This is a genomic window from Pseudomonas sp. MWU13-2100, from assembly GCF_023242365.1.
Lineage (GTDB): Bacteria > Pseudomonadota > Gammaproteobacteria > Pseudomonadales > Pseudomonadaceae > Aquipseudomonas.
Map to the genome: position 1 here is coordinate 107,431 of NZ_JALLIX010000001.1, position 21,808 is coordinate 129,238.

General features: G+C 61.7%; 20 protein-coding genes and 1 pseudogene. 14 read left to right on the forward strand and 7 right to left on the reverse strand.

Annotated features, from left to right (window positions below; all coding sequences use genetic code 11):
• Nucleotides 1-327: 327 nt before the first annotated feature.
• The 6 genes and pseudogenes from M5B99_RS00535 to M5B99_RS00560 form a co-directional block, all read left to right on the forward strand.
• Nucleotides 328-2,118, forward strand: a pseudogene (locus M5B99_RS00535) (methyl-accepting chemotaxis protein); the annotation flags it as partial.
• Between the two features lie 3 nt (nucleotides 2,119-2,121).
• Nucleotides 2,122-2,634 (forward strand): chemotaxis protein CheW, encoded by a 513-nt coding sequence (locus tag M5B99_RS00540; protein WP_248802145.1) that lies wholly within the window; start codon nucleotides 2,122-2,124, stop codon nucleotides 2,632-2,634.
• 90 nt (nucleotides 2,635-2,724) lie between these two features.
• Nucleotides 2,725-3,252 carry a chemotaxis protein CheW gene (locus M5B99_RS00545; protein ID WP_248802146.1) on the forward strand — a complete coding sequence of 176 codons (528 nt, stop codon included), beginning with the start codon at nucleotides 2,725-2,727 and terminating at the stop codon, nucleotides 3,250-3,252.
• Nucleotides 3,249-4,052: a CheR family methyltransferase gene (locus tag M5B99_RS00550; protein ID WP_248802147.1), complete on the forward strand. Its 804-nt coding sequence runs from the start codon at nucleotides 3,249-3,251 to the stop codon at nucleotides 4,050-4,052. Before M5B99_RS00545 ends, M5B99_RS00550 begins: the two co-directional genes overlap by 4 nt.
• Before the next feature lie 10 nt (nucleotides 4,053-4,062).
• Nucleotides 4,063-4,566, forward strand: coding sequence for a chemotaxis protein CheD (locus M5B99_RS00555; RefSeq protein WP_248802148.1), 504 nt, complete (start codon nucleotides 4,063-4,065; stop codon nucleotides 4,564-4,566).
• The gene (locus M5B99_RS00560) at nucleotides 4,563-5,627 is read left to right on the forward strand and encodes a protein-glutamate methylesterase/protein-glutamine glutaminase (RefSeq protein ID WP_248802149.1); all 1,065 of its coding nucleotides are present in this window, start codon (nucleotides 4,563-4,565) and stop codon (nucleotides 5,625-5,627) included. Before M5B99_RS00555 ends, M5B99_RS00560 begins: the two co-directional genes overlap by 4 nt.
• Nucleotides 5,628-5,642: 15 nt before the next feature.
• On the opposite strand, the gene M5B99_RS00565 is transcribed toward M5B99_RS00560, so the two are convergent.
• Nucleotides 5,643-6,272 (reverse strand): response regulator, encoded by a 630-nt coding sequence (locus M5B99_RS00565; protein WP_248802150.1) that lies wholly within the window; start codon nucleotides 6,270-6,272, stop codon nucleotides 5,643-5,645.
• Nucleotides 6,269-9,013 carry a PAS domain S-box protein gene (locus M5B99_RS00570; protein ID WP_248802151.1) on the reverse strand — a complete coding sequence of 915 codons (2,745 nt, stop codon included), beginning with the start codon at nucleotides 9,011-9,013 and terminating at the stop codon, nucleotides 6,269-6,271. Before M5B99_RS00570 ends, M5B99_RS00565 begins: the two co-directional genes overlap by 4 nt.
• Before the next feature lie 356 nt (nucleotides 9,014-9,369).
• On the opposite strand from M5B99_RS00570, the gene M5B99_RS00575 reads away from it, so the two are divergent.
• Both M5B99_RS00575 and M5B99_RS00580 read left to right on the forward strand, forming a co-directional pair.
• Nucleotides 9,370-10,404: an HD domain-containing phosphohydrolase gene (locus M5B99_RS00575; RefSeq protein ID WP_248802152.1), complete on the forward strand. Its 1,035-nt coding sequence runs from the start codon at nucleotides 9,370-9,372 to the stop codon at nucleotides 10,402-10,404.
• A gap of 128 nt (nucleotides 10,405-10,532) precedes the next feature.
• Nucleotides 10,533-12,476 (forward strand): putative bifunctional diguanylate cyclase/phosphodiesterase, encoded by a 1,944-nt coding sequence (locus M5B99_RS00580; RefSeq protein WP_248802153.1) that lies wholly within the window; start codon nucleotides 10,533-10,535, stop codon nucleotides 12,474-12,476.
• A gap of 82 nt (nucleotides 12,477-12,558) precedes the next feature.
• Here the strand turns inward: M5B99_RS00580 and M5B99_RS00585 are convergent, their stop codons facing one another.
• Complete coding sequence (locus M5B99_RS00585) at nucleotides 12,559-12,801, reverse strand: co-regulatory protein PtrA N-terminal domain-containing protein (RefSeq protein ID WP_248802154.1); 243 nt, start codon at nucleotides 12,799-12,801, stop codon at nucleotides 12,559-12,561.
• A gap of 2 nt (nucleotides 12,802-12,803) precedes the next feature.
• Complete coding sequence (gene coaA / locus M5B99_RS00590) at nucleotides 12,804-13,730, reverse strand: type I pantothenate kinase (protein WP_412548681.1); 927 nt, start codon at nucleotides 13,728-13,730, stop codon at nucleotides 12,804-12,806.
• Between the two features lie 244 nt (nucleotides 13,731-13,974).
• Here coaA and nadA point away from each other — a divergent pair, with 244 nt between their 5' ends.
• The gene (nadA, locus tag M5B99_RS00595) at nucleotides 13,975-15,033 is read left to right on the forward strand and encodes a quinolinate synthase NadA (RefSeq protein ID WP_248802156.1); all 1,059 of its coding nucleotides are present in this window, start codon (nucleotides 13,975-13,977) and stop codon (nucleotides 15,031-15,033) included.
• 76 nt (nucleotides 15,034-15,109) lie between these two features.
• On the opposite strand, the gene M5B99_RS00600 is transcribed toward nadA, so the two are convergent.
• Complete coding sequence (locus M5B99_RS00600) at nucleotides 15,110-16,543, reverse strand: M48 family metalloprotease (RefSeq protein ID WP_248802157.1); 1,434 nt, start codon at nucleotides 16,541-16,543, stop codon at nucleotides 15,110-15,112.
• A 128-nt stretch (nucleotides 16,544-16,671) separates the two neighbouring features.
• On the opposite strand from M5B99_RS00600, the gene M5B99_RS00605 reads away from it, so the two are divergent.
• A complete protein-coding gene (locus M5B99_RS00605; protein ID WP_103498659.1) occupies nucleotides 16,672-16,911 on the forward strand; it encodes a sulfurtransferase TusA family protein in 240 nt (79 codons plus the stop codon).
• 14 nt (nucleotides 16,912-16,925) lie between these two features.
• Here M5B99_RS00605 and M5B99_RS00610 read toward each other — a convergent pair whose 3' ends face one another.
• Entirely contained in the window at nucleotides 16,926-17,399 is a 474-nt protein-coding gene (locus M5B99_RS00610; protein ID WP_248802158.1) for a peroxiredoxin, read from the reverse strand.
• Between the two features lie 10 nt (nucleotides 17,400-17,409).
• The gene (locus M5B99_RS00615; RefSeq protein WP_100938862.1) at nucleotides 17,410-17,970 is read right to left on the reverse strand and encodes a glycine cleavage system protein R; all 561 of its coding nucleotides are present in this window, start codon (nucleotides 17,968-17,970) and stop codon (nucleotides 17,410-17,412) included.
• 327 nt (nucleotides 17,971-18,297) lie between these two features.
• Between M5B99_RS00615 and dapA the strand changes: the two genes are divergently transcribed.
• From dapA to purC, 4 genes are read left to right on the forward strand one after another with little or no spacing between them, the layout of a single operon-like run.
• Nucleotides 18,298-19,176 (forward strand): 4-hydroxy-tetrahydrodipicolinate synthase, encoded by an 879-nt coding sequence (gene dapA, locus M5B99_RS00620; protein ID WP_248802159.1) that lies wholly within the window; start codon nucleotides 18,298-18,300, stop codon nucleotides 19,174-19,176.
• 17 nt (nucleotides 19,177-19,193) lie between these two features.
• Nucleotides 19,194-20,297 (forward strand): outer membrane protein assembly factor BamC, encoded by a 1,104-nt coding sequence (bamC, locus tag M5B99_RS00625; protein WP_248802160.1) that lies wholly within the window; start codon nucleotides 19,194-19,196, stop codon nucleotides 20,295-20,297.
• 3 nt (nucleotides 20,298-20,300) lie between these two features.
• Nucleotides 20,301-21,101 carry an MBL fold metallo-hydrolase gene (locus M5B99_RS00630; RefSeq protein ID WP_248802161.1) on the forward strand — a complete coding sequence of 267 codons (801 nt, stop codon included), beginning with the start codon at nucleotides 20,301-20,303 and terminating at the stop codon, nucleotides 21,099-21,101.
• A complete protein-coding gene (gene purC, locus M5B99_RS00635; RefSeq protein ID WP_248745063.1) occupies nucleotides 21,088-21,798 on the forward strand; it encodes a phosphoribosylaminoimidazolesuccinocarboxamide synthase in 711 nt (236 codons plus the stop codon). Before M5B99_RS00630 ends, purC begins: the two co-directional genes overlap by 14 nt.
• Nucleotides 21,799-21,808 lie beyond the last annotated feature (10 nt).

A 21,808-nucleotide genomic window follows, 5' to 3' on the forward strand; every position in this document is an offset into this window, starting at 1 on the left:
CGTGAGTTGATCTCCGATGATCACGACGCGGCGTTGCTCAACAGCCTGCGTGCCCGCCTCGATGAGTACTACCTTGGCCTGGAGCGTTTCTCCAGCCTGCTTAAAACCGGCGACCAAGCGGCGGCGCGTGGCGTGTTGCTCGACAGCCAGGCGGCACAAGATAAAGTCACCGCGGCCTTGAACGATATGCGTCAGTACAACCTGGAGCTGGGCGGTAAGGCGGCCCAGGCCGCGACCGGGACCGAGCGGACCGCGTTCTACACCATCAGCCTGGTGGCTGGTGTGACCCTGTTGGTCACCCTCCTCTTGGGTTTTTTCCTGACGCGTGGTCTGTTGCGTGCCCTGGGCGGCGAGCCGGATGAAGTCCGGGCCCTGAGCGAGCTCCTGGTCGCCGGTCAACTGGATACCGTGACCAGCGGCAAAGGCGCTGCTTCGGGTTTGCTGGGTTCCATGCAGCAACTGAGCGGCACTCTGAGCCAGCTGATTACTGAAATGAACCATATGTCAGCCGAACATGATAAGGGCGATATCGAGGTGCAGATCGAGGCTGGCCGCTTCGCCGGAAGCTACGGGCAGATGGCCCAAGGGATCAACACCATGGTCAACGGCCATATCAGCGTGAAGAAACAGGCCATGGCCTGCATCAAGTCGATCAGCGAGGGCGACCTGGGTGCGCCGCTGCAGGCCTTCCCCGGGAAGAAAGCCTTTATCAACGTCACCATCGAACATCTGCGCAGCACGATCATGACCTTGATCGAAGAGATGAACCGGATGTCGGACCAGCACGAGAAAGGCGACATCGATGTGCAGATCGATGTGCAGAAATTCCAGGGCTCATACCGCCAGATCGCCCAGGGCATCAACGACATGGTCAACGGCCATATCAGCGTCAAGAAACAAGCGATGGCCTGTATCCGTGCGTTCGGTGAAGGCGACCTGGCGGCCCCCCTGGCCCGTTTCCCCGGCAAGAAATCCTTCATCAACGATAACATCGAGCAACTGCGCAGCAATATCCAGGCGCTGGTCGAAGACACCCGCCGGCTGAGCGAGGATGCCGTGGTCGGCAAACTCGATACCCGCGCCGACAGCACTCGTCATCAAGGTGATTTCCGCCGCATCGTCGAGGGGATCAACAGCACACTGGACTCGATCGTTGCCCCGCTCAGCGAGGCGATGGAAGTCATGGCGGCGTTGTCCAGCGGTGACCTGACCCGCAGCGTCAAGGGGCACTACCAGGGCAGCCTGCAAGACTTGAAAAATTCGGTCAACGAGACGGTGGGCAAGCTCTCGCAAATCATCGGTGAAGTACGCAGTTCCGCCGATTCACTGTCCAGTGCTTCGGAAGAGATTTCCGCCACCGCGCAAAGCATCAGCCAGTCGGCGTCGATGCAGGCCGCGTCAGTCGAGGAAACTTCGGCATCGCTGGAGCAGATGTCGGCATCGATCGCCCAGAATACCGAGAATGCCAAAGTCACCGATGGCATGGCGGGCAAGGCCACCAAGGAGGCCAGCGAAGGCGGGCAGGCAGTGAAGGACACCGTTTCGGCGATGAAAACCATTGCCGAGAAGATCGGTATCGTTGACTCGATTGCCTATCAGACCAATCTGCTGGCGCTCAACGCGGCGATCGAAGCAGCCCGTGCCGGTGAGCATGGCAAGGGCTTTGCGGTGGTCGCGGCCGAGGTGCGCAAGCTGGCCGAACGGAGCCAGATCGCGGCCCAGGAGATCGGCCAAGTGGCAAAAAACAGCGTCGCCCTGGCCGAGCGCGCCGGCAGCCTGTTGGATGAAATCGTGCCCTCGATCACCAAGACCTCCGACCTGGTCCAGGAAATTGCCGCCGCCTCCGAAGAGCAGTCGATTGGCTCCGAGCAGATCAATGGGGCCATGTCGCAGATGAGCCAGATTACCCAGCAGAACGCCTCGGCCTCCGAGGAACTGGCGGCCACGGCGGAGGAAATGAGCAGCCAGGCCGAGCAGTTGCAGGAACTGATGGGCTTTTTCACCCTGCAGGGCGGTTCGGCGGTCACGCCGGTGCTGCGGGTGGCCCCTTCCAGCCAGCGGGGCATGCAGGGCAGCGAGCAGGCCCATGAGGGCGGCTTCATTCGCTTCGGGAGTTAAGCCATGAATCCAGCAGCCGCCAGCGTCCTTGAACCGGAGGCGCAGAACCCGGGGGATAGCGAGCCCACGCAGTTCCTGACATTCACCTCGGCCAGGGAGGTTTACGCCATCGATACCTTGTGCGTGCGCGAGATCATCGAGTATGGCCAGGTCACCCAGGTACCGATGATGCCGGACTTTATCCGCGGGGTGATCAACCTGCGTGGCTCGGTGGTACCGGTGATCGATCTGCAGGCGCGTTTCAGCAGAGGTACCACGCAACTGGGCAGTCGCACCTGCATCGTGATCATCGAGGTGTTGCAGGAGGGCGACTCGCAGGTACTGGGCATCGTTGTCGACTCGGTCAGCGAGGTGATCGAGATCGACCTGGCGGACATCAAGCCGGCCCCGGTGATCGGTAACCGGATCCGTGGGGATTTCATCCGCGGCATGGTCAGGGTCCGGGGTGAGTTCCTGACCTTGCTGCAAGTCGACCAGGTGCTCTGCGTCAGCGAAATCGCCGGCCAACTGCACTGAGTGCTGTCGATCGGGCGCCGGGCAAGCGGGCGCCTCTGTCCAATCTTGAGAAGGGACTGGCCGTTCACGGCCAGTCCCCGGGAGTGAGCCATGTCTGAATCCATTTCGCCGCTGCGGCCCCCACGGGACGCGGTGCCGACCCAGTACCTGACGTTCAGCCTGGGCCAGGAGATGTTTGCCGTCGGCACCTTGAGTGTTCGCGAGATCGTCGAGTACGGCCCGATTACCGCGCTGCCGCTGGCGCCGCCGAGCATTCGTGGGGTGACCAACCTGCGTGGCGCGGCGATTCCGGTGCTGGACCTGGGGCTGCGTTTCGGCGGCAGTCTGACGCAGCAGAGTGCCCGCACCTGCATCGTCATGTTGGAAACCCGCGGGGCGGGCAGTTCCGGCCTGGTGGGTATCATTGTCGACGCGGTCAGCGAGGTGCTGGAGATCGCCCGGGACCAGATCGAGCCCGCGCCAGCCCTTAATGGACGCCTGAGCCCGGCATTTATCCTGGGCATTGGCAAGCTCAATGGCGGCTTCGTCCTGTTACTGGACATCGAGCAGATTCTCAACGCGGACGACTGGTCGGCCTTGCAATCCCAGGGTGCCCTGACACAAGGACTGGCCTCATGAATGTGATTCTCTCAGACAATGAGTTCCAGCAGTTTCGCACGATGATCCGCGAGATCGCCGGCATCAGCATGTCCGACGCGAAGAAACAGTTGATCAGCGGTCGCCTGGCCAAGCGCCTGCAGTATTTCAAGCTGACCAACTACGGCAGCTATTATCGCTTGCTGACCAAGGACAAGGCCGAGCTGCAGATGGCCGTGGACCTGTTGACCACCAACGAAACCTATTTCTTCCGCGAGCCCAGGCACTTTGAATTCCTCAAGGAGGTCATTCTCCCCGAGTTGCGGGGGCAGGCCCCGGTACGGATCTGGAGTGGTGCCTGCTCCACCGGCGAGGAGCCTTACACCCTGGCCATGGTCCTGGCCGACAGCCTGGGCTCGCGGCCATGGGAGATTCTCGCCTCGGATATCAGCACGCGTGTGCTCGACAAGGCCCGCACCGGACGTTATCCGCTGGATGCCACCAAGGGCATCCCCGAAGCGCTGCTGAACAAGTACTGCTTCAAGGGCGTCGGTAGCAATTCCGGCATTTTCATGGTGGATCCGGCGCTGGCGTCGCGTATCGACTTCACTTCGCTCAATCTGAACACCCCGATTCCCGCGGTGGGCCAGTTCGACGTGATTTTCCTGCGCAACGTGATGATCTACTTCGACAACCAGACCAAGTCCCAGGTGGTGCAGCGCTTGCTCAAGCACCTCAAGCCTGGTGGTTATTTCGTCATTAGCCATTCGGAGAGCCTGAATGGAATCACCGATGATGTGCAGTTGGTCAAACCTTCCATCTACCGCAAGCCCGCGGCCTGATGCGCCCGAGGTGGTAGAACGCTTCCTGCAGCCCGGTGAAGTGGTGTTCGGTGGCCGGCAACTGCGGCTGCGTACCTTGTTGGGGTCCTGCGTAGCCCTGGTGATGTGGCATCCACAGCGCTTGCTGGGGGGGATGTGTCATTACATGTTGCCTTTGCGGCACGGGCGCGATAGCGGTGATTTGAACGGGCGTTATGCGGCCGATGCGCTGGCGCTGTTGTTGACCTTCATTCGCCAGGCCGAGGCGCGACCCGAGCAGTTTGTCGTCAGCGTCTTTGGTGGTGGCGACATGTTTCCCAGTGTCCGACGCCACGGCGGTGTCGGCATCGGCGAGTTGAATGTGAATGCCGCCCAGCGTTTGATCAAGGCCCATGGCCTGCACTGCGAGGTGTATCACGTCGGCGGCCAGGGCTATCGCAGCCTGGTGTTCGATGTCGCCAGCGGTCGCCTGCAACTCAACCATACGGACTCGGCCCCGGGTTCGGTCGAGTCCCCGAGGAGTCGTGCAAGATGACGGATATCAAGGTATTGATTGTCGACGACTCGGCGGTGGTGCGTCAGGTCTTGAGCGCGACCCTGGGTCAGGCCAGCGGGATTGAGGTCATCGGTGTCGCGGCCGATCCGGTGTTCGCCATGGAGAAAATGAGCAAGCAGTGGCCGGATGTGATCGTGCTGGACGTGGAGATGCCGCGCATGGACGGCATCACGTTTCTGAAAAAACTCATGGCCGAACGTCCGACACCGGTGGTGATCTGCTCGACCCTGACCGAGAAGGGCGCCAAGACCACCTTGCAGGCCCTGGCGGCGGGGGCGGTGAGCATTGTCACCAAGCCCCAGTCCAACCTGCGTCAGTTCCTGAGCGAGAGTGCCGATGAACTGATACATGCGGTCAGGGCCGCGGCCAAGGCCAATATGAGGCGGGTCCTGGCTCCTCAAGTGCCGTCCAGACTCACGGCCGATGCGATCTTGCCGGCGGGCAGCACGGCCATGGCGCATACGAGCGAAAGCATCGTTGCCATCGGCACTTCCACCGGCGGCACCCAGGCCCTGGAGCAGGTGCTCCGGGTTTTGCCCCGGGTCTGCCCGGGAATTGTCATCGTCCAGCACATGCCGGAAAAATTTACCGCTGCCTTTGCCGAACGCCTCAACCAGATCAGCGAGATCGAAGTCCGCGAGGCCAGGCACGGTGATCGGGTGATGCCCGGGCGGGCGTTGATCGCGCCCGGGGGCCGTCATATGCTGGTCAAGCGCAACGGCGCGCAGTATCAGGTGGATATCGTCGACGGCCCTCCCGTCAGCCGGCACCGGCCCTCGGTCGATGTACTGTTCCGCTCGGTCGCCCGGGGCGCCGGCAGCAATGCCCTGGGAATCATCATGACCGGCATGGGCGATGACGGCGCCCGGGGTTTGAAGGAGATGCGCGAGGCCGGCGCCAGGACCCTCGGGCAGGATGAAGCGTCTTGCGTGGTTTACGGGATGCCGCGGGAGGCGTTCAAGCTCGGGGCGGTCGAGCGGGAGTTGCCGCTGGAGCAGATCGCCGACGCGATCCTCGGCAGTGGCGGGCGCGCTCGCTGAGGGCCGCGGGCCGGCTCAGACCAGCCCCTGGCTCAGGGCGTAGCGCACCAGATCGGTGCTATTGGTGAAGCACATTTTCTCCATCAGGCGGGTCTTGTGGGTGCTCACGGTCTTGTTGCTGATCACCAATTGTTCGGCGATCTGATTGACGCTAAGGCCCTGTGCCAGCATGCGCAGAATCTGGAATTCCCGTGCCGAAAGCGTTTGCGACGGGCTTTCGGGGGACAGGCCGCTGCTTTGCAGGGCGATCTGTTCCGCCAGTTCCGGGTCGAGGTAGCGGCCACCGCCGCTGACCTTGCGGATGGCGGCCAGCAGGGTCTCCGGATCGTGGTCCTTGGTCATGTAGCCCGAGGCCCCCGCGCGCAGCGCACGCTGGGCGATGTGGGCTTCGTTGTGCATGCTCAGGATCAGTATCGGCAGCTTGGGATAGTGGGCGTGGATACGTCCGATCAGATCCTCGCCGCTGCTTCCGGGCATGGTCATGTCGAGCAGCAGCATGTCGATCTCGGTGTGGCGCAGCAGGTCGAGGACCTGGGCACCGTTTTCCGCTTCGGTCACCACGCAAAAATCCTTGACCAGGGCGAACAGCTGCTTGAGGCCTTCGCGCATTATTCTGTGGTCGTCAGCTACCATCAATCGGATCATGAGTTGCGGGTCCTTGAGTCGGGTACCTTCAGCTGCACCGTGGTGCCGCCGCCGATCTTGCTGGAAATCTGGGTGGTGCCCCCCAGGGTCAGGCCGCGCTCGCGCATGCCCAGCAGTCCGAGGGTTTTGCCGGAGAGCCCACGTTGCTCAAAACCCTTGCCGTTGTCGGTGATCTCCAACGACCAGCCTCTGGCGGTTGTTTCGAGGGTCACCGTGACCCGGGTCGCCTGGGCGTGGCGGGCGATGTTGGTCAGCGATTCCTGGGCGATCCGAAAGGCCGCCGTGGCGGAGGCATCTTCCAGTTGCACAGGGTGCCGGGGGAGTTGCAGGTCGCAGGCGATGCCCCATTGTTGCCTGAACGTATCGGTCAGCCACTCCAGGGCGGCCACCAGCCCCATGTTGAGGATCGACGGCCGCAGGCTGGTGGAGATGTTCCTCACCACCTGGACCGTCTGATCGATCAATTGCAGCAGGCGCGTGACCTGCTCGCCGAGCAGCGGCACTTGCTCGCCGAACTGAAAGCGCAACAGTGAAGTGCCCATGCGGATCGCTGTCAGGTGCTGCCCCAACTCATCATGAATTTCCTGGGCGATCAACTTGCGCTCCTCTTCCCGGGCACTTTCACGGCTGGACATCAGTTGCCGGAGTTGATTGTTCAGCGTGGCCAGGCGTCGCTCGGCCACTCGTAGCTTGGAGATATCACGGACCACTGCCAGTACGGTGCTGATCCGTCCCTGGACGTCCTGTTCCGGAACCAGGCTGATGTGGTAGACCCGTTGCAGGCGTTGGCGCCCGTCGAGCAGGTACTCGTACTCCATCGGCAGGCCGTTTTCCACCGCCTCGATCAGCGCGTCCTGGAGCAGCTGGCTTTGCAGGTTGCGTGGCAGTATTTGCAGCAGGCGTTTGTGCAACAACCTGGCCTTGGGCCGGTCAAGCCATCTTTCCAGCGCCGGATTGATGAACAGCACTTTCCCAGATGGACTCAGGCGAGCGATACCATCGGGGGAGTTTTCCACCAGGGTGCCGATTTCCTGTTGGCGGGCTCGCTCATTGCGCTGGATTTCCTTCAGATCGGTGATATTTCGGGCAATGCATACCATGCGGTGCAGACGACCGTTGGCGTCGGCGATCGGTACCAGGTTGAAATGGATAACGAACGAGCGCGCGCCACAGGGCAGGTGGGCATCGAGCTCAATGGGCGCACCGACGGCGATGCAGTGTTGGCAGATAGCGTCGACCACTTGTGCGGCTTCGCTCGGTAGCCACTGCTCCAGTGATTGCCCTATCAGGTCCCCATGGCTTCTGGCGAGCATCTGGCAGAGTATCGGATTGGCCTCCAGGCAACTGAGGCGCTGGTCGGCATCGATGGACAGCAGGCAGAGCATGTCCTGGGTGTGATCGAAGACTTCGCGATAACGGCGTTCGCTTTGCGCAAGGTTGTCCAGGGCCGAGCAACGCTCCCAGGCAATGGAACCTATATGACTGGCCATCTGCGCATGCTTGCGCTCTTGTTCATGGAGGAGGTGTTCGCCGTTGGTAAACAGGACGATGACTCCAAGTGTCTGGCCTGCGCTGTTGACTACCGGTTCCAGCCAGCAGCCCCGATATCCGGCCAGCAGGGCCGGCGCGCTGAAGCTCAGTAGCGTGGCCTCGGTCCGCAGGTCATCGATCAGCCGGCGTCGCTCGAAGAATCCTGGAAAGCGCTTCAGGTCCGCGGCCAGGCAGGCCTGGAGCGACTGCGGGGCAGCGGCTGGCGGAGCCAGGTTGTCGCCGTCGGGCTCTGCCTTGAAGGCGATCGCATTACGAAAGTCCGGTGCCAGTACCTCCAGATAGGTGCTCAACAGAGGCAGCACGGTACGCAACGCACCGTCGGTGATCATCACCTGGAAAATCGCCGAGCGGGCATTCTCTGCCCGTTCCTGTTGTCGCAAAGAACTCACATTCTGGGCCATGACCAGGATTCCGGAGATCTCCGCGTTTTCATCGTGCTCCGTCGTCAGGCTGCAGAGGAACGCCACGGAGCGCCCCGAGTAGGAGTCCTTGCTTTCCAGCAATTGGGTGGCCGGGATACCGGTGGACAGGGTGTGTTGCAGATGGGCGCGAAACACCTCATCGATCGGTTGCGCGTGAGGGCCTTGGGACGACATGTGTTCGATGTCGGGGACATCGGGAAAGCCCCGGGTGCGTTCGAACTCGGGGTTGGCGTAGATGCGTTGTCCAAGCCGGTTGTAGCGCAGGATGATATTGGGCGAGTTCTGCGCCAGGGAACGGTACTTCTGTTCGTTGCTCAACAGGGCCTGGCGCAAGGCCAGGTGTTCGCTGATGTCCTCGAGTTGGGACACGAAGTAGAGGGCTTCGCCTTTCTGGTCGCGGGCAACGCCGATGGTCAAACGTGCCCACAGCGCGCTGCCGTCCTTGCGCAGGTAGCGTTTTTCCAGGGTGACGCTTGAGCACTGGCCCTGGACCAGCCGGGGTATTTCGTCCCGGCCCGCCTGCAGGTCGTCCGGGTGGGTCAGTTGCTGGAACGAGGTACGGCGCAATTCTGCTTCGGTATAGCCGAGCATCCGGCAGAGCATCTGGTTCGCGGCAATCCATTCGCCACTCAGGCGCAACAAGGCCAGGCCGGTGCCGGCGGAGTCGAAGGCCAAGCGATAGTCTTGCTCGGCGGGCCCCGGCAACAGTACTTCGGTTTGGTCAGGGCCTTGCGTGGGAGCGAGCTCTGCTGTAACGGCTGAGTCCATTCGCCTTTCTCCCGGTTATTTTGCCTGGAGCATAGCGCAAGCGCCCGGCAGTATGAACACTCGTCCGGTCAGGGGCACGGCGCCGCCGATCAGCGCCTGATCCTCGCCGGCACGCGAGCGGATTGCGGCATCAGCTCTTTGCCGACGGAAGGACATTTGACCGCCTGGACAAACGGCTAAGGTAGGAGCGGATTGATGTCAATGTGATGCTATGTTGTTGATTGCACGCCGTCGACGATCTCGATGAAAGCCGCCGCGCTTTTGAGGGGCCGACCGCGCAGGTGGATTTGGTGTGCTTTTGCCGGTATCGACAGCGCCCGTTCCGACGGGACACTGGCCATGGGAGTGACGGATTTATGTATTCCAAAGTCAATACTGAAAGTGAAATCGTCATTATCGATGATGTTTCGGTCAACCACCGGCTGTTGGAGTCGTGTTTGCGGGCCTCTGGGCTCAGTAATATCAGAACCTTCTCCGACTCCGCCGAAGGGCTGGCCTGGCTGCAGTCCAACCCTTGGGACTTGTTGTTGCTGGACCTGTATATGCCGGCACCCGACGGTTTCGAGATTCTTGAGCGGCTCAAGCTGCGCAGCCGGACCGAGTCGCCGATCATTATCGTCACGGGCCTGAACGATCCGCAAAACCGCCGCAAAGGGTTGGAGATGGGCGCCAACGACTTCATCTGCAAACCCATCGATCTGCCGGAGATGCTGTTGCGCGTGCGCAGTTGCCTGGAACTGGCTCAGACCACCCGGTTGTTGCGCGAGGCCAATGTCGAACTGGAGCGCAAGGTCGAACGACGTACGGCCCAGTTGGAGGCCGGCTACCAGGCGATCGCCAACAGCCTGGGCCGGGCCGCCAGTTATCGTGGTAACGATACGCCCAACCATGTCCGTCGCATCGGCGATTGCGCGGCCCTGTTGGCCAAGGCGCACGGTATGCCCAGGCAATGGTGCGAACTGATCCGTCTGGCGGCACCGATGCATGATGTCGGGAATATCGGCATAGAAGACGCAATATTGCGCAAGCCCGGGGTGCTGACGGCGCAGGAGCGGGAAATCATGCAGGACCATCCGCGCATTGGTTATGAAGTCCTGCACGATAACCACGGTTCCCCGGTCACTGACCTGGCGGCGGAGATTGCCCTGGCGCATCACGAGCGTTGGGACGGCAGCGGTTACCCCAACCAGTTGCAAGGCGAGGCGATTCCCTTGTCGGGCAGGATCGTGGCGATCTGTGATGTCTATGATGCGCTCAGAATGCCGCGTCCCTACAGGCAGGCCTGGAGCGCCGAGCGCTCGCGGGAATATCTCTGTGAGCAGGCGGGGCGGCATTTCGATCCGCAGTTGGTGGATATTTTCTGCGGTTTGCTGGATGAGCTCGAGGCTTAGCGACTGCACTTGCTCTAAAGAAACGCGCACCCAAGCCGACAATTTTACTGACCCGGTGTTTTTTCGGTCAGCTACCTGAAAGGGATGAGCGTTGCACGCCTTCACTGCGCAGACAGAGAGGCCTCATAATGACAAGAAAAATCCTGGCTACCCTGCGGACCCTCATGTCCGTGCCCCATGACAACCCCAAGTTGCTCAAGGCCCAGTATCTGGCCTTGTCTCGACAACTGCCGCTGATGTACCTGGTCCTGCTGCTCAACATGTGGGCGCTGGCCTTCACCCACCTGGCTGTCGCGCCCTTCTGGCTGACATTGGTCATCCCGCTGGTCATGACGGTGATCTGTGTGGCGCGTGCCTGCATGTGGCTGCGCAGCACCAGGCGCTTGCCCCCGGCCGACGCACAGATCCTGGCCTCGCTGCGGCGCACCAATCAACTGGTGCCCATTATCGCCGGTGCCTTCACCGCCTGGTCCCTGGCCCTGTATCCCTACGGCGATGCCTATTCACAGTCGCATGTCGCCTTTTTCATGGGGATTACGGTGATCGTCTGCATTTTCTGCATGATGCATCTGCGACCCGCGGCGCTGACCACGACACTGGTGGTCAATGTCGCGTTCGTGATTTTTTTTGCTTCGACCCATAACCCGGCCTTTATTGCCACGGCGGTGAATGTCCTGCTGGTGTCGTTGGCGATGTTGGTCATCCTGCAACATCACTACCGCGACTTCACCCACCTGGTGAATGTACAGGCGCAAACCGAACAATTGAGCAACGAGAACCTGCGCCTGGCCAATCAGGACAGCCTGACCGGGCTGCCCAATCGACGACAGTTCTTCACCACCCTGGAGCGTGCCATGAGCCAGGCGATCACCGGACAAAAGGGCCTCGCGGTAGGGATCCTCGATCTCGACGGGTTCAAACCGGTGAACGATCTCTACGGCCACAGCGTCGGCGACAAAATTCTGGTCATGGTCGGTCAGCGCTTGCGGCAGTTGGTCGGCGCTACGGTGCATGTCGCACGATTGGGGGGCGATGAGTTCGCCCTGGTACTCGAAGGCGGTCTCGATGACGAGGATCTGCACGCTTTCGGCAAGACCCTGTGCGAGCAGTTGCACGTGGAGTTTCTGCTGGTCGACGTTCCGATCCAGATCGGCGCCACCCTGGGGATCGCCACGTTTCCCCAGCACGCCGCCAGTGCCATGGAACTGTTCGAATACGCCGACTATGCGCTTTATCAAGGCAAGCACCATAACCCGGGGGCGATGTGCCTGTTTTCGGCCAGCCATCGCGAGCAGTTGCAAAGCGACGGCATCACCGAGCAGGCGTTGCGCAGGGCGGTGCTGGACAAGGAGTTTTTCGTGCTGTTCCAACCGATTCTCGACAGTTGCAGTCGTGAGACCGTCGCCTTCGAGGCCTTGGCGCGCTGGGACAGCCCGGAGTTGGGCCTGGTGTCCCCGGCACGATTCATCCCGATTGCCGAACGCATCGGTCTGATCAATCGTCTAACGCTGCCGTTGTTGCGCCAGGCGCTGGACATGGCGCGGTCCTGGCCTGAGGGCATACGGCTTTCATTCAACCTGTCGGTCCACGACTGCGGTGCCCATGACAGCGTGCAGTCGATTGTCGAGGTCATCAACGCCAGTGGCTTCAATCCGGCATATCTGGACCTGGAAATCACCGAAACCGTGGTGATGCAGGACATCCCCCAGGTGCAATGGGCGATCCGGCGGTTTCGCCAGTTGGGTTGTGGTATCTCGCTGGACGACTTCGGCACGGGCTATTCCAGTCTGAGTCAGTTGCATGCCCTGGCGCTGACCAAACTCAAGATCGATCGCCGCTTTGTCACGGATATTCATCTCAATCCGGCGAGTTACAAGATCGTCAAGTCGCTGGTGGCCTTGAGCCATGATATGGAGCTGGAGTGCGTGGTCGAGGGCGTCGAGACCCTGGATGAACTCAAAGCCCTGCGTAGCTTGGGGTGTACCCAGGTGCAGGGCTTTTTCTTCAGTCCTCCGGTGGCTTTCGCCGACACGCTGGTCTGGTTGGCGCAGGCTGAGCAGCGGCAGGGGTAACGGGCGGTCGGGCAGGCGTTGGATCCGCTTGAGGCCGAGCAGGCCGCTAGGTCCCCACTGCCGCGCTGGCAGAGGATACCGCTCAGGGCTGGTCTACAGATCTTTCGAGGGGCACCGAGCTGGCCATCCGCGCCGCCAAGCGGGCTTTGGCAGCTTCCTGGGCGCGGACAATCGCCTTCGCATCTTCACGTTCGAGGAAGCGCGCCATCGACTCGTCGCGTTGGGCTTGCATGCGGGCGATGACCTTGGCGCCCCCGCCTTCGGCGAGGGCCGTAACGGGGAGGCTAAACAGGGCGATGCACAGCAACAGGTTGAAGGGCTTCATGATTAACGTAACCAGATCTCGCTGACCGAATGGTCCGCCGCCTTGCGCAGCACCAGGTCGGCGCGCTCGCGGGTCGGCAGGATATTTTCCAGCAGGTTGACGCGGTTGATATCCCGCCAGATCTGGCGCGCGGCCTCGGGGGCCTCCTCGGGGGTCAGGTCGGCCAGTTTGCGGAAGTACGCGCCGCGGGCGCGGAACGAGGTTTTCTGCAGCATCAGGAAACGTGCCACATACCACTGCTCGATGTCTTGTTCATCGGCATCCAGGTACACCGAAAAGTCGAAAAAGTCGGAGACGATGGTAGACGGTTTCAACCCGTCGACGCCATCGGTTTGCAGCACGTTGAGGCCTTCGAAGATAAGTATGTCCGGTTGGTCGATCACCTGGAACTGGTCGGGCACGATGTCGTAGCTGACATGGGAGTAGATCGGCGCCTCGATGTTGTGCTCGCCGGCCTTCACCGCCGCCAGGAACTTGACCATGTGCTTGCGATCATAGCTCTCTGGAAAACCCTTGCGGTGCATGATGCCATCGGCCACCAGCTTGCTGTTGGGGTAGAGGAAGCCGTCGGTGGTGACCAGGGCGACGTTCGGGTGATCCGGCCAGCGCGCCATCACTGCCTGCAGCACGCGGGCAAAGGTGCTCTTGCCGACGGCAACGCTGCCGGCGATGGCAATGATGTAAGGGCCGCGATGGGTCGGGCGCCCGAGGAAGGTGTCACGGATGCCCGTCAATTGGCGGGCGGCGCCGATGTGCAGGTTGATCAGCCGCGACAGGGGCAGGTAGACGTTGGCGACATCTTCGAGGGAGACGTCTTCGTTCACGCCGCGCAATGCCGACAGATCTTCTTCCGATAGGGTCAGCGGCGTGCTGGCACGCAGTTCCGCCCACTCGTTGCGGGTCATTACGAGGTACTCATCGGATCTCATCGGTTGCCATCCAGGCCTCTTCAATGGGCGGATTATCCAACGCTTTGCCCCCACTTGTCCGAAGATCAGAATAATCTTTTGAATTCATTGGATATTCTGTAGCCTTGCGACGCTGCAAAGCAGTCCATGCCTGATGGATTCACTCTCCCGGTCCATACGTTGCACCTAATATCCCGTCTCGGAAAGAGGCGGGGGCCGGGGTATACTCGACTTTCGCGCTCTCGCGCCTGCAGGTCTTGCGAACATGACGCAGATTTCCGAACGCCTTCTGGTTCAAGCCCACCTTGATGCCAAGCAACCCAAACCCCTGAGTGCCGCCGAAGAGGCGCAGCTGCGTGGCGATATCGCCGCCGAACTCAAGGCCCAGGATGCGGTGCTGGTGGCCCACTTCTATTGCGATCCGGTGATCCAGGCGCTGGCCGAGGAGACCGGTGGCTGTGTCTCCGACTCCCTGGAAATGGCCCGCTTCGGGGCCGCGCACCCGGCCAAGACCGTGCTGGTGGCCGGCGTGCGCTTCATGGGCGAGACCGCCAAGATCCTTACCCCGGAAAAACGCATCCTGATGCCGACCCTGGAAGCGACCTGCTCGCTGGACCTGGGTTGCCCGGTAGACGAGTTTTCCGCGTTCTGCGACCAGCATCCCGAGCGCACGGTGGTGGTCTATGCCAACACCTCGGCGGCGGTGAAGGCCCGGGCCGACTGGGTGGTGACCTCCAGTTGCGCGCTGGAGATCGTCGAAAGCCTGATGGACAACGGCGAAACCATTATCTGGGCACCGGACAAGCACCTGGGGCGCTATATCCAGAAGGAAACCGGCGCCGATATGCTGCTCTGGGACGGCGCCTGCATCGTCCACGAGGAGTTCAAGTCCAAGCAGTTGGAGGATATGAAAGCGCTGTATCCCGAGGCGGCGATCCTGGTGCACCCCGAATCGCCGGAGTCGGTGATCGAACTGGCCGATGCGGTGGGCTCCACCAGCCAGTTGATCGCGGCGGCGCAGCGCCTGCCGAACAAGACCTTTATCGTGGCCACTGATCGCGGCATTTTCTACAAGATGCAGCAGCTGTGTCCGGACAAGGTGTTTATCGAGGCGCCGACCGCCGGTAACGGCGCGGCGTGCCGCAGTTGCGCGCATTGCCCGTGGATGGCGATGAATACCCTGGAGCGCACCTTGCAGTGCCTGCGCGAGGGCCGCAACGAGATTTTCGTCGACCCGGCGGTGATTCCCCGCGCGGTTCGCCCGCTCAAGCGCATGCTGGATTTCACCCAGGCGGCGCGGATGAAACTGGCGGGGAATGCCTGACACAGGATCTGTGTTCGATACCGTACTGTAGGCGCCAGCGCCTACAGTACGGTGTCGAACATACGGTTTGTGAATGTCAGCCGCCCATCAGATCCTTGACCATGCGTTCCTGATCGATCAACTCTTTCTGGCGCGCATCGATGCGTGCGGCCAGCTGGAAGTTCGGCGCGCGGCGCTTGGCGAAGTCCAGTTGCTGGATCGCCTGCTTGAAGTCACCCACCAATGCAAAGTACTCGGCTCGCGCCTGGTGCAGGCCGATGATATTGCCGGACTGGCCGCGGGTTTCGGCGAGCTGGTACCAGACATCCGGGTCGTCCTGGCGAGTTTTCAACAGGTCGTCCAGGGCCTTTTCCGCCTCGGCCGGGCGGTTCTGCTTGATCAGCAGGTCGATGCGCTCCTGCTTCAGCGGGTAGCTGGCGGGATATTGCAGCAACATCTTCTCGGTCCGTTGCAGCGCTTCGGGAAAACGACTGGCGGCGGTGTCCAGGTCGATCTGGGCCAGGTTGTAGGTGATGTCGTTGGGTGACTTGTCCAGCAGCGGCTTGAGGGTCGCGCGCGCTTCGTTCAACTGCGTGCCCTTGACCTGGGCGATGGCCAGGCCATAACGCGCCACATCGGACTTGGGGTTCTCGTCCAACTGCGCCCGAAAACGCTTGGCCGCCAGCCCCGGCGAGTCTTCATAAGACAGTATCACCCGGGCCCGGATCAGCTGATAACGCAGGCTGTCCTCGATGCCGCCGGGCTTGGTCTGCTCGGCGCGGTTGCGGGTGTCGGCGATCCGGGACTCGGTGACCGGGTGAGTCAGCAGGAACTCCGGCGGCTTGGCGTCGAAGCGGTAGATGCGCATCAGCCGTTCGAACATGGTCGGCATCGAGCGTGGGTCGTAACCGGCTTTTTCCAGGGTGAGGATGCCGATGCGGTCGGCTTCCTGCTCATTCTGACGGGAGAACCGCTGTTTCTCCTGGAAGGCCGCGGCCTGGGTACCGGCAATGGTGGCAATGCCGGCGTCACCGCCGCCGGCCGCCGCGATGACGATCCCGGTCAGCAGCGCCGCCATCATCGGCAGTTGCATGCGTTGCTGGGCTTCCACGCCCCGGGCGAAGTGGCGTTGCGACAAATGCGCCAGTTCGTGGGCCAGTACCGCGGCGTATTCGCCCTCGGTCTGGGCATTGAGGAACAGGCCGCCGTTGATCCCGACAATCCCGCCGGGAGCGGCGAAGGCGTTGAGCTGGTTGCTGTCGATCAGGATGAACACCAGGCGGCGGTCCTGGACCTGGCTGCTTTCCGCCAGCTTGTAGACGGTGCTCTCGACGTAATCCTTGAGCTGCGGGTCATTGAGTTGCTTGACCTCGCTGCGCAACAGGCTCAACCAGGCACGGCCCAGCTGGAATTCCTGTTGCGGGGAGACAATGGCGGAACTGGCGTCGCCGAGTGACGGCAGGTCGTCGGCGAAGCCTGGGGAGGCGAGCAGGCAAGCGAGCGTCAACAGGGTGGGGCGCAGAAAGGTCATGCACAAGGCTCTGAGTCGGCAAAGTCCTTACTGTAGCCGGACACTGGGCCTGCGACCAGAGCTGCTTCCACTTGGGGTATTCTAGAGGCCTCGAATCGACTATCCGGCAGCGCGCCAGGAGTGAAGCAATGACCGAAGTTGTAGAACACGACGCCGAGCTGGACGCCAGTGGCCTGAACTGCCCGCTGCCGTTGCTCAAGGCCAAGCTGGAGCTCAATCGCCTGGCCAGCGGCGCGGTGCTCAAGGTGATTGCCACCGATGCCGGCTCGCAGCGCGATTTTCGGACTTTCGCCAGGCTTGCCGGACACATCCTGATCCATGAAGAGGAAGCGTCCGGTGTTTACCGTTACTGGTTGCGCAAGGCCTGACGCACCGCGCCGGCTCAGGCCTTGTGCAGCACCCGGGCTGCCGCCAGTACGGCGTCGACATGGCCCGGAACCTTCACGCCGCGCCATTCCTGGCGCAACACGCCTTCGGCATCGATGAGGAAGGTGCTGCGGTCCACGCCCAGGTATTCCTTGCCATAGAGCTTCTTCAACTTGATCACGTCGAACAGTTGGCAGATGGCCTCGTCCTTGTCGCTGATCAGTTCGAACGGGAATTGCTGCTTGCCCTTGAAGTTCTCGTGGGACTTCAGGCTGTCGCGGGACACGCCGAAGACTTCAGTGTTGGCGGCCTGGAAGTCCGCGTACTGGTCACGAAAGCCCTGGCCCTCGGTGGTGCAACCCGGGGTGCTGTCCTTGGGGTAGAAATAGATCACCACCTGCTTGCCCTTGAGCTCGGCGAGGCTGACGGTCTGCCCGCTGGTGGCCTGGGCCTGGAAATCGGCGACGGGTTGATCGATAACGACGGCCATGGGTGTTTCCTTACATTGGGTTCTGTGGGCGCCACGGTTCGATCAGTGCGTCGAGGTTCATCGCGTCGGCGAAGTCCAGGAACTGATCGCGCAACCAGCTGATCTGCACGCCGGCGGGCAGGGTCACGGTAAAGGTGGCGTTGAGCATGGTGCCGCCGGTCTGGGGCGCCAGGTAAGTGTCGCAGGTCAGGTTTTCCAGCTCGACGTTGTGGTCCATGAAGAACTGGCACAGCTCGTTGATGATGTCCGAGCGGTAGGCTGAACTGACATAAGCGACGTACGGCAGTGCCTGGGGACGACTCTCCAGGGCGCCGCTGCGCACCACGCTGACGATGAAGGCATGCTTCTTCGCCAGGTTCGGCAGGCCGGCTTCAAGGCGCGCCAGGGCGTCCCAGCTGCCGGAAATCTGCAGGACCAGCGCGCTGTACTCGCCATGGCGGGTCAGGCGCGAGGTCACGACGGCGCAGCGATTTTCATGGCTGGCGCGGCACAGGACGTTGGTCAGCTCCATGGGGTTGGCGCCGAGGGCACTGATAACAAGGAATTGTTCGCGGACTGTGGGGGTGGACATGCAGCATTCCTAAAGCGATGAGCGGTCAGTACCTTGCGGGCGGTCAGGGGCTGGGTTCGGGGATCCGGATGCGGATGGCGAGGCCTGGAATCGAGCGCTGGTGCCGGGTGCCGCCTCGCAGAGGACGGGCGGCGGCCAGGCCGGAGCGGGCTTCGGGCAGCGAAAATGGAGGCTGGAACCCGGCACATGAGCGACTCAGTACCGATCAAAGTCTGAAGGGTAGCGAAAACCTGCGCTCAGGGGAATGCTCATAGACAGTACTTCGCTTGTACAAGCCTGATGGCGCCAGTACCATTACCGCTCTCTTTTTCCGGCAGGAGCGGTTGCATGATTGCGGGCAGTATGGTGGCACTGGTCACACCCATGGATGCACAGGGTCGTCTTGACTGGGACAGCCTGAGCAAACTGGTGGACTTCCACCTGCAAAACGGCACCAACGCCATTGTCGCGGTCGGCACCACAGGTGAGTCGGCCACTCTCGATGTGAACGAGCATATCGAAGTGATTCGTCGCGTGGTCGACCAGGTGGCAGGACGTATCCCGGTGATTGCCGGTACGGGCGCCAATTCGACGCGTGAAGCGATCGAACTGACCACCAATGCGAAAAACGCCGGCGCCGACGCGTGCCTGCTGGTGACCCCTTATTACAACAAGCCGACCCAGGAAGGCCTGTACCAGCATTTCCGCACCATCGCCGAAGCTGTCGATATCCCGCAGATCCTCTACAACGTTCCAGGCCGTACCGCGTGCGACATGCAGGCCGAGACCGTGATCCGCCTGTCGAGCGTGCCGAACATCATCGGTATCAAGGAAGCCACCGGCGACCTGGAGCGGGCCAAGGCGATCCTGGCCGGCGTGAGCAGCGATTTCCTGGTGTATTCCGGCGATGACGCCACTGCGGTCGAGCTGATCCTGCTTGGCGGCAAGGGCAACATCTCGGTGACCGCCAACGTCGCCCCCCGTGCAATGAGCGACCTGTGTGCCGCGGCGATGGCCGGCAAGGCCGATGAGGCGCGGGCGATTCACGAAAAACTGATGCCGCTGAACAAGACCCTGTTCATCGAATCCAACCCTATCCCCGTGAAATGGGCACTGCATGAGATGGGTTTGATGCCGGACGGTATCCGTCTGCCGCTCACCTGGCTCAGTGCTGCCTGTCACGAACCGCTGCGGCAGGCCATGCGCCAGTCCGGCGTCCTGGTTTAATTGAGGAAATACCCCGCATGAAGCGATTGGCCGGACTTTCTGCACTTGCCTTGATTATCTCCAGCACCAGTGGCTGCGCCTGGCTGTGGGGCCCGGAAGGTTATTTCCGCGACCGCAGCAGCGACTACCTGGACTCGAAACAGACGCCGGCCATGCAATTGCCCGCCGATGTCAGCACCAGCAAGCGTCTTGATCCCTTGCTGCCGATTCCGCGCAACGTCGCCGATGACACCGCCAAGGGCCCGTTCGAAGTGCCGCGTCCGCTGCCTTTGCAGGTGGCGGCCAGTGCCAGCGACTACAGCCTGCAGAAAAGCGGCGATTCGCGTTGGGTGATGGCCCAGCACACGCCGGCCGAAGTCTGGCCAGTGGCCTTGCAATTCTTCCAGGACAACGGTTTCCGGATTGACGCGCAACGCCCACAGACCGGTGAATTCACCACGGCCTGGCAGCGTTCCGACGAACTCTCGGCGGCCATGGGCAAGCGCCTCGCGGCGGGCGACAACGAAACCCGCGTGCGGGTCCGTATCGAGCCGGGTGTGCAGCGTAATACCAGTGAAATCTACGTGGTCAGCGCCCAGCGCCCGACTGGCAGCACCGCCAACGTCGATTTCACTGCGCATTCGGTCAACCTCGGCCTGGATTCGGCCCTGGTCGACGAAATGCTCTCGAGCATGAGCCGCAGCGCCGAGAAGGGCGGTTCGGTATCGTTGCTGGCCGCGCGTGATTTCGATACCCCGAGCCGTGTCAGCCTGAGCCAGGACGGCAGCGGCAACCCGGTGCTCAACCTCGGTGAAGACCTCGACCGTGCCTGGTCGCGTGTCGGACGCGCGTTGGAGCAGGGCGAATGGCGTGTGGAAGACATCAACCGCAGCCTGGGCCTCTACTACATCAACCTGGCGGAAAAAGCCGAGAAGAAGAACGACGAGCCTGGCTTCTTCGGCCGTCTGTTCGGCAGCAAGCCGAGCAAGGAAGAGATCGAAACCCGCGCCGTGCGTTATCAGGTTCGCCTGAGCAAGGTCGGCGACAACGTCCAGGTCACCGTCGAGAAAGACATCAACACCGTGGCACCGGCCGATGTGGCCCGTCGGGTGTTGGGTGTGATTCAAGACAACCTGGGCTGATCGGTGCGGTTTGCCGTTCTCGGCAGTGGTAGCCAAGGGAACGGCACGCTGATCGCCAGTGAAGATACGCTGATCCTGGTCGACTGTGGTTTCTCGTTGCGGGAAACCGAGCGACGTCTGGCCCGTCTCGGCGTGAGTCCGACGCAACTGAGCGCGATTCTGCTGACCCACGAACATGCCGACCATGTGCATGGCGTGGGTTTGCTGTCTCGGCGCTACAATCTACCGGTGTATCTGAGTCGCGGCACCTTGCGCGGCCTGCGCAAGCCCATCGAGCCCGCGGGTTTCGTGGCCGGTGGCGAGACCTTGCGGATTGGCGGCTTGAGTATCGAAGTGGTGTCGGTGGCCCACGATGCGCTTGAGCCGACACAGTATGTGTTCAGTGACGGTCGGCGGCGTTTCGGCTTGCTGACCGACCTGGGTTCCTATTGTGGTCGGGTCATGGACAGCTACAGCGGCCTCGATGCCTTGATGATCGAGTCCAACCATTGCCGCGACCTGCTGGCTCGCGGGCATTACCCGGCCTTTCTCAAGCAACGGGTGGGTGGGGCGCAAGGACATTTGAACAACCACCAGGCCGCGAGCCTGGTGGCCGAGTTGGGTTGGCAAGACCTGCAACACCTGGTACTGGCCCACCTGAGCAGCAAGAACAACCTGCCGCGGCTGGCCCGGCAATGTTTTGTCGACACCCTTGGGTGCGACCCGGACTGGCTGCAATTGGCCGATCAAGATTCAGGGCTCGACTGGCGACATATCGCCTGGCCCAACAACTTAACAAGCGGAGCCCATCATGGAAAAACGTGAAGAACTCTACCGCGGCAAAGCCAAGTCGGTTTACAAGACCGATGACGCCGACCGTTTGATCCTGCTGTTTCGCAACGACACCTCGGCGTTCGACGGCAAGCGTATCGAGCAGTTGGACCGCAAGGGCATGGTGAACAACAAGTTCAACGCCTTCATCATGCAGAAACTCGAAGCGGCCGGTATCCCGACCCAGTTCGACAAGCTGCTGGGCGACAACGAATGCCTGGTGAAGAAGCTCGACATGATTCCGGTGGAATGCGTGGTGCGCAACTACGCGGCCGGCAGCCTGGTCAAGCGCCTGGGCGTGGAAGAGGGCCTGAAGCTCAATCCCTACACCTTCGAACTGTTCCTCAAGGACGACGCCAAGGGCGATCCGTTCATCAACGAATCCCACGTCGTGGCGTTCGGTTGGGGCACTGCCGAGCAATTGGCGAAGATGAAAGAGCTGTCGCTCAAGGTCAATGAAGTGCTGAGCCAGCTGTTCGACGAAGCCGGCCTGCTGCTGGTGGACTTCAAGCTGGAATTCGGCGTATTCCACGGCCAGATCGTCCTGGGCGACGAGTTCAGCCCGGACGGCTGCCGCCTGTGGGACAAGGAAACACGCAAGAAGATGGACAAGGACCGCTTCCGCCAGGGCCTCGGTGATGTCATCGAAGCCTACGAAGAAGTCGCCAAACGTCTGGGCGTACCGCTGTAATCGACGCAAG

Coding starts and splice junctions, on each gene's coding strand:
- coaA (WP_412548681.1), bottom strand. CDS start 13,730: ATGAGATCCGATGAGTACCTCGTAATGACCCGCAACGAGTGGGCGGAA.
- dapA (WP_248802159.1), top strand. CDS start 18,298: ATGATTGCGGGCAGTATGGTGGCACTGGTCACACCCATGGATGCACAG.
- purC (WP_248745063.1), top strand. CDS start 21,088: ATGGAAAAACGTGAAGAACTCTACCGCGGCAAAGCCAAGTCGGTTTAC.
- M5B99_RS00570 (WP_248802151.1), bottom strand. CDS start 9,013: ATGGACTCAGCCGTTACAGCAGAGCTCGCTCCCACGCAAGGCCCTGAC.
- nadA (WP_248802156.1), top strand. CDS start 13,975: ATGACGCAGATTTCCGAACGCCTTCTGGTTCAAGCCCACCTTGATGCC.
- M5B99_RS00575 (WP_248802152.1), top strand. CDS start 9,370: ATGTATTCCAAAGTCAATACTGAAAGTGAAATCGTCATTATCGATGAT.
- M5B99_RS00580 (WP_248802153.1), top strand. CDS start 10,533: ATGACAAGAAAAATCCTGGCTACCCTGCGGACCCTCATGTCCGTGCCC.
- M5B99_RS00615 (WP_100938862.1), bottom strand. CDS start 17,970: ATGTCCACCCCCACAGTCCGCGAACAATTCCTTGTTATCAGTGCCCTC.
- M5B99_RS00610 (WP_248802158.1), bottom strand. CDS start 17,399: ATGGCCGTCGTTATCGATCAACCCGTCGCCGATTTCCAGGCCCAGGCC.
- M5B99_RS00585 (WP_248802154.1), bottom strand. CDS start 12,801: ATGAAGCCCTTCAACCTGTTGCTGTGCATCGCCCTGTTTAGCCTCCCC.
- M5B99_RS00550 (WP_248802147.1), top strand. CDS start 3,249: ATGAATGTGATTCTCTCAGACAATGAGTTCCAGCAGTTTCGCACGATG.
- M5B99_RS00545 (WP_248802146.1), top strand. CDS start 2,725: ATGTCTGAATCCATTTCGCCGCTGCGGCCCCCACGGGACGCGGTGCCG.
- M5B99_RS00600 (WP_248802157.1), bottom strand. CDS start 16,543: ATGACCTTTCTGCGCCCCACCCTGTTGACGCTCGCTTGCCTGCTCGCC.
- M5B99_RS00560 (WP_248802149.1), top strand. CDS start 4,563: ATGACGGATATCAAGGTATTGATTGTCGACGACTCGGCGGTGGTGCGT.
- M5B99_RS00605 (WP_103498659.1), top strand. CDS start 16,672: ATGACCGAAGTTGTAGAACACGACGCCGAGCTGGACGCCAGTGGCCTG.
- M5B99_RS00565 (WP_248802150.1), bottom strand. CDS start 6,272: ATGATCCGATTGATGGTAGCTGACGACCACAGAATAATGCGCGAAGGC.
- M5B99_RS00540 (WP_248802145.1), top strand. CDS start 2,122: ATGAATCCAGCAGCCGCCAGCGTCCTTGAACCGGAGGCGCAGAACCCG.
- bamC (WP_248802160.1), top strand. CDS start 19,194: ATGAAGCGATTGGCCGGACTTTCTGCACTTGCCTTGATTATCTCCAGC.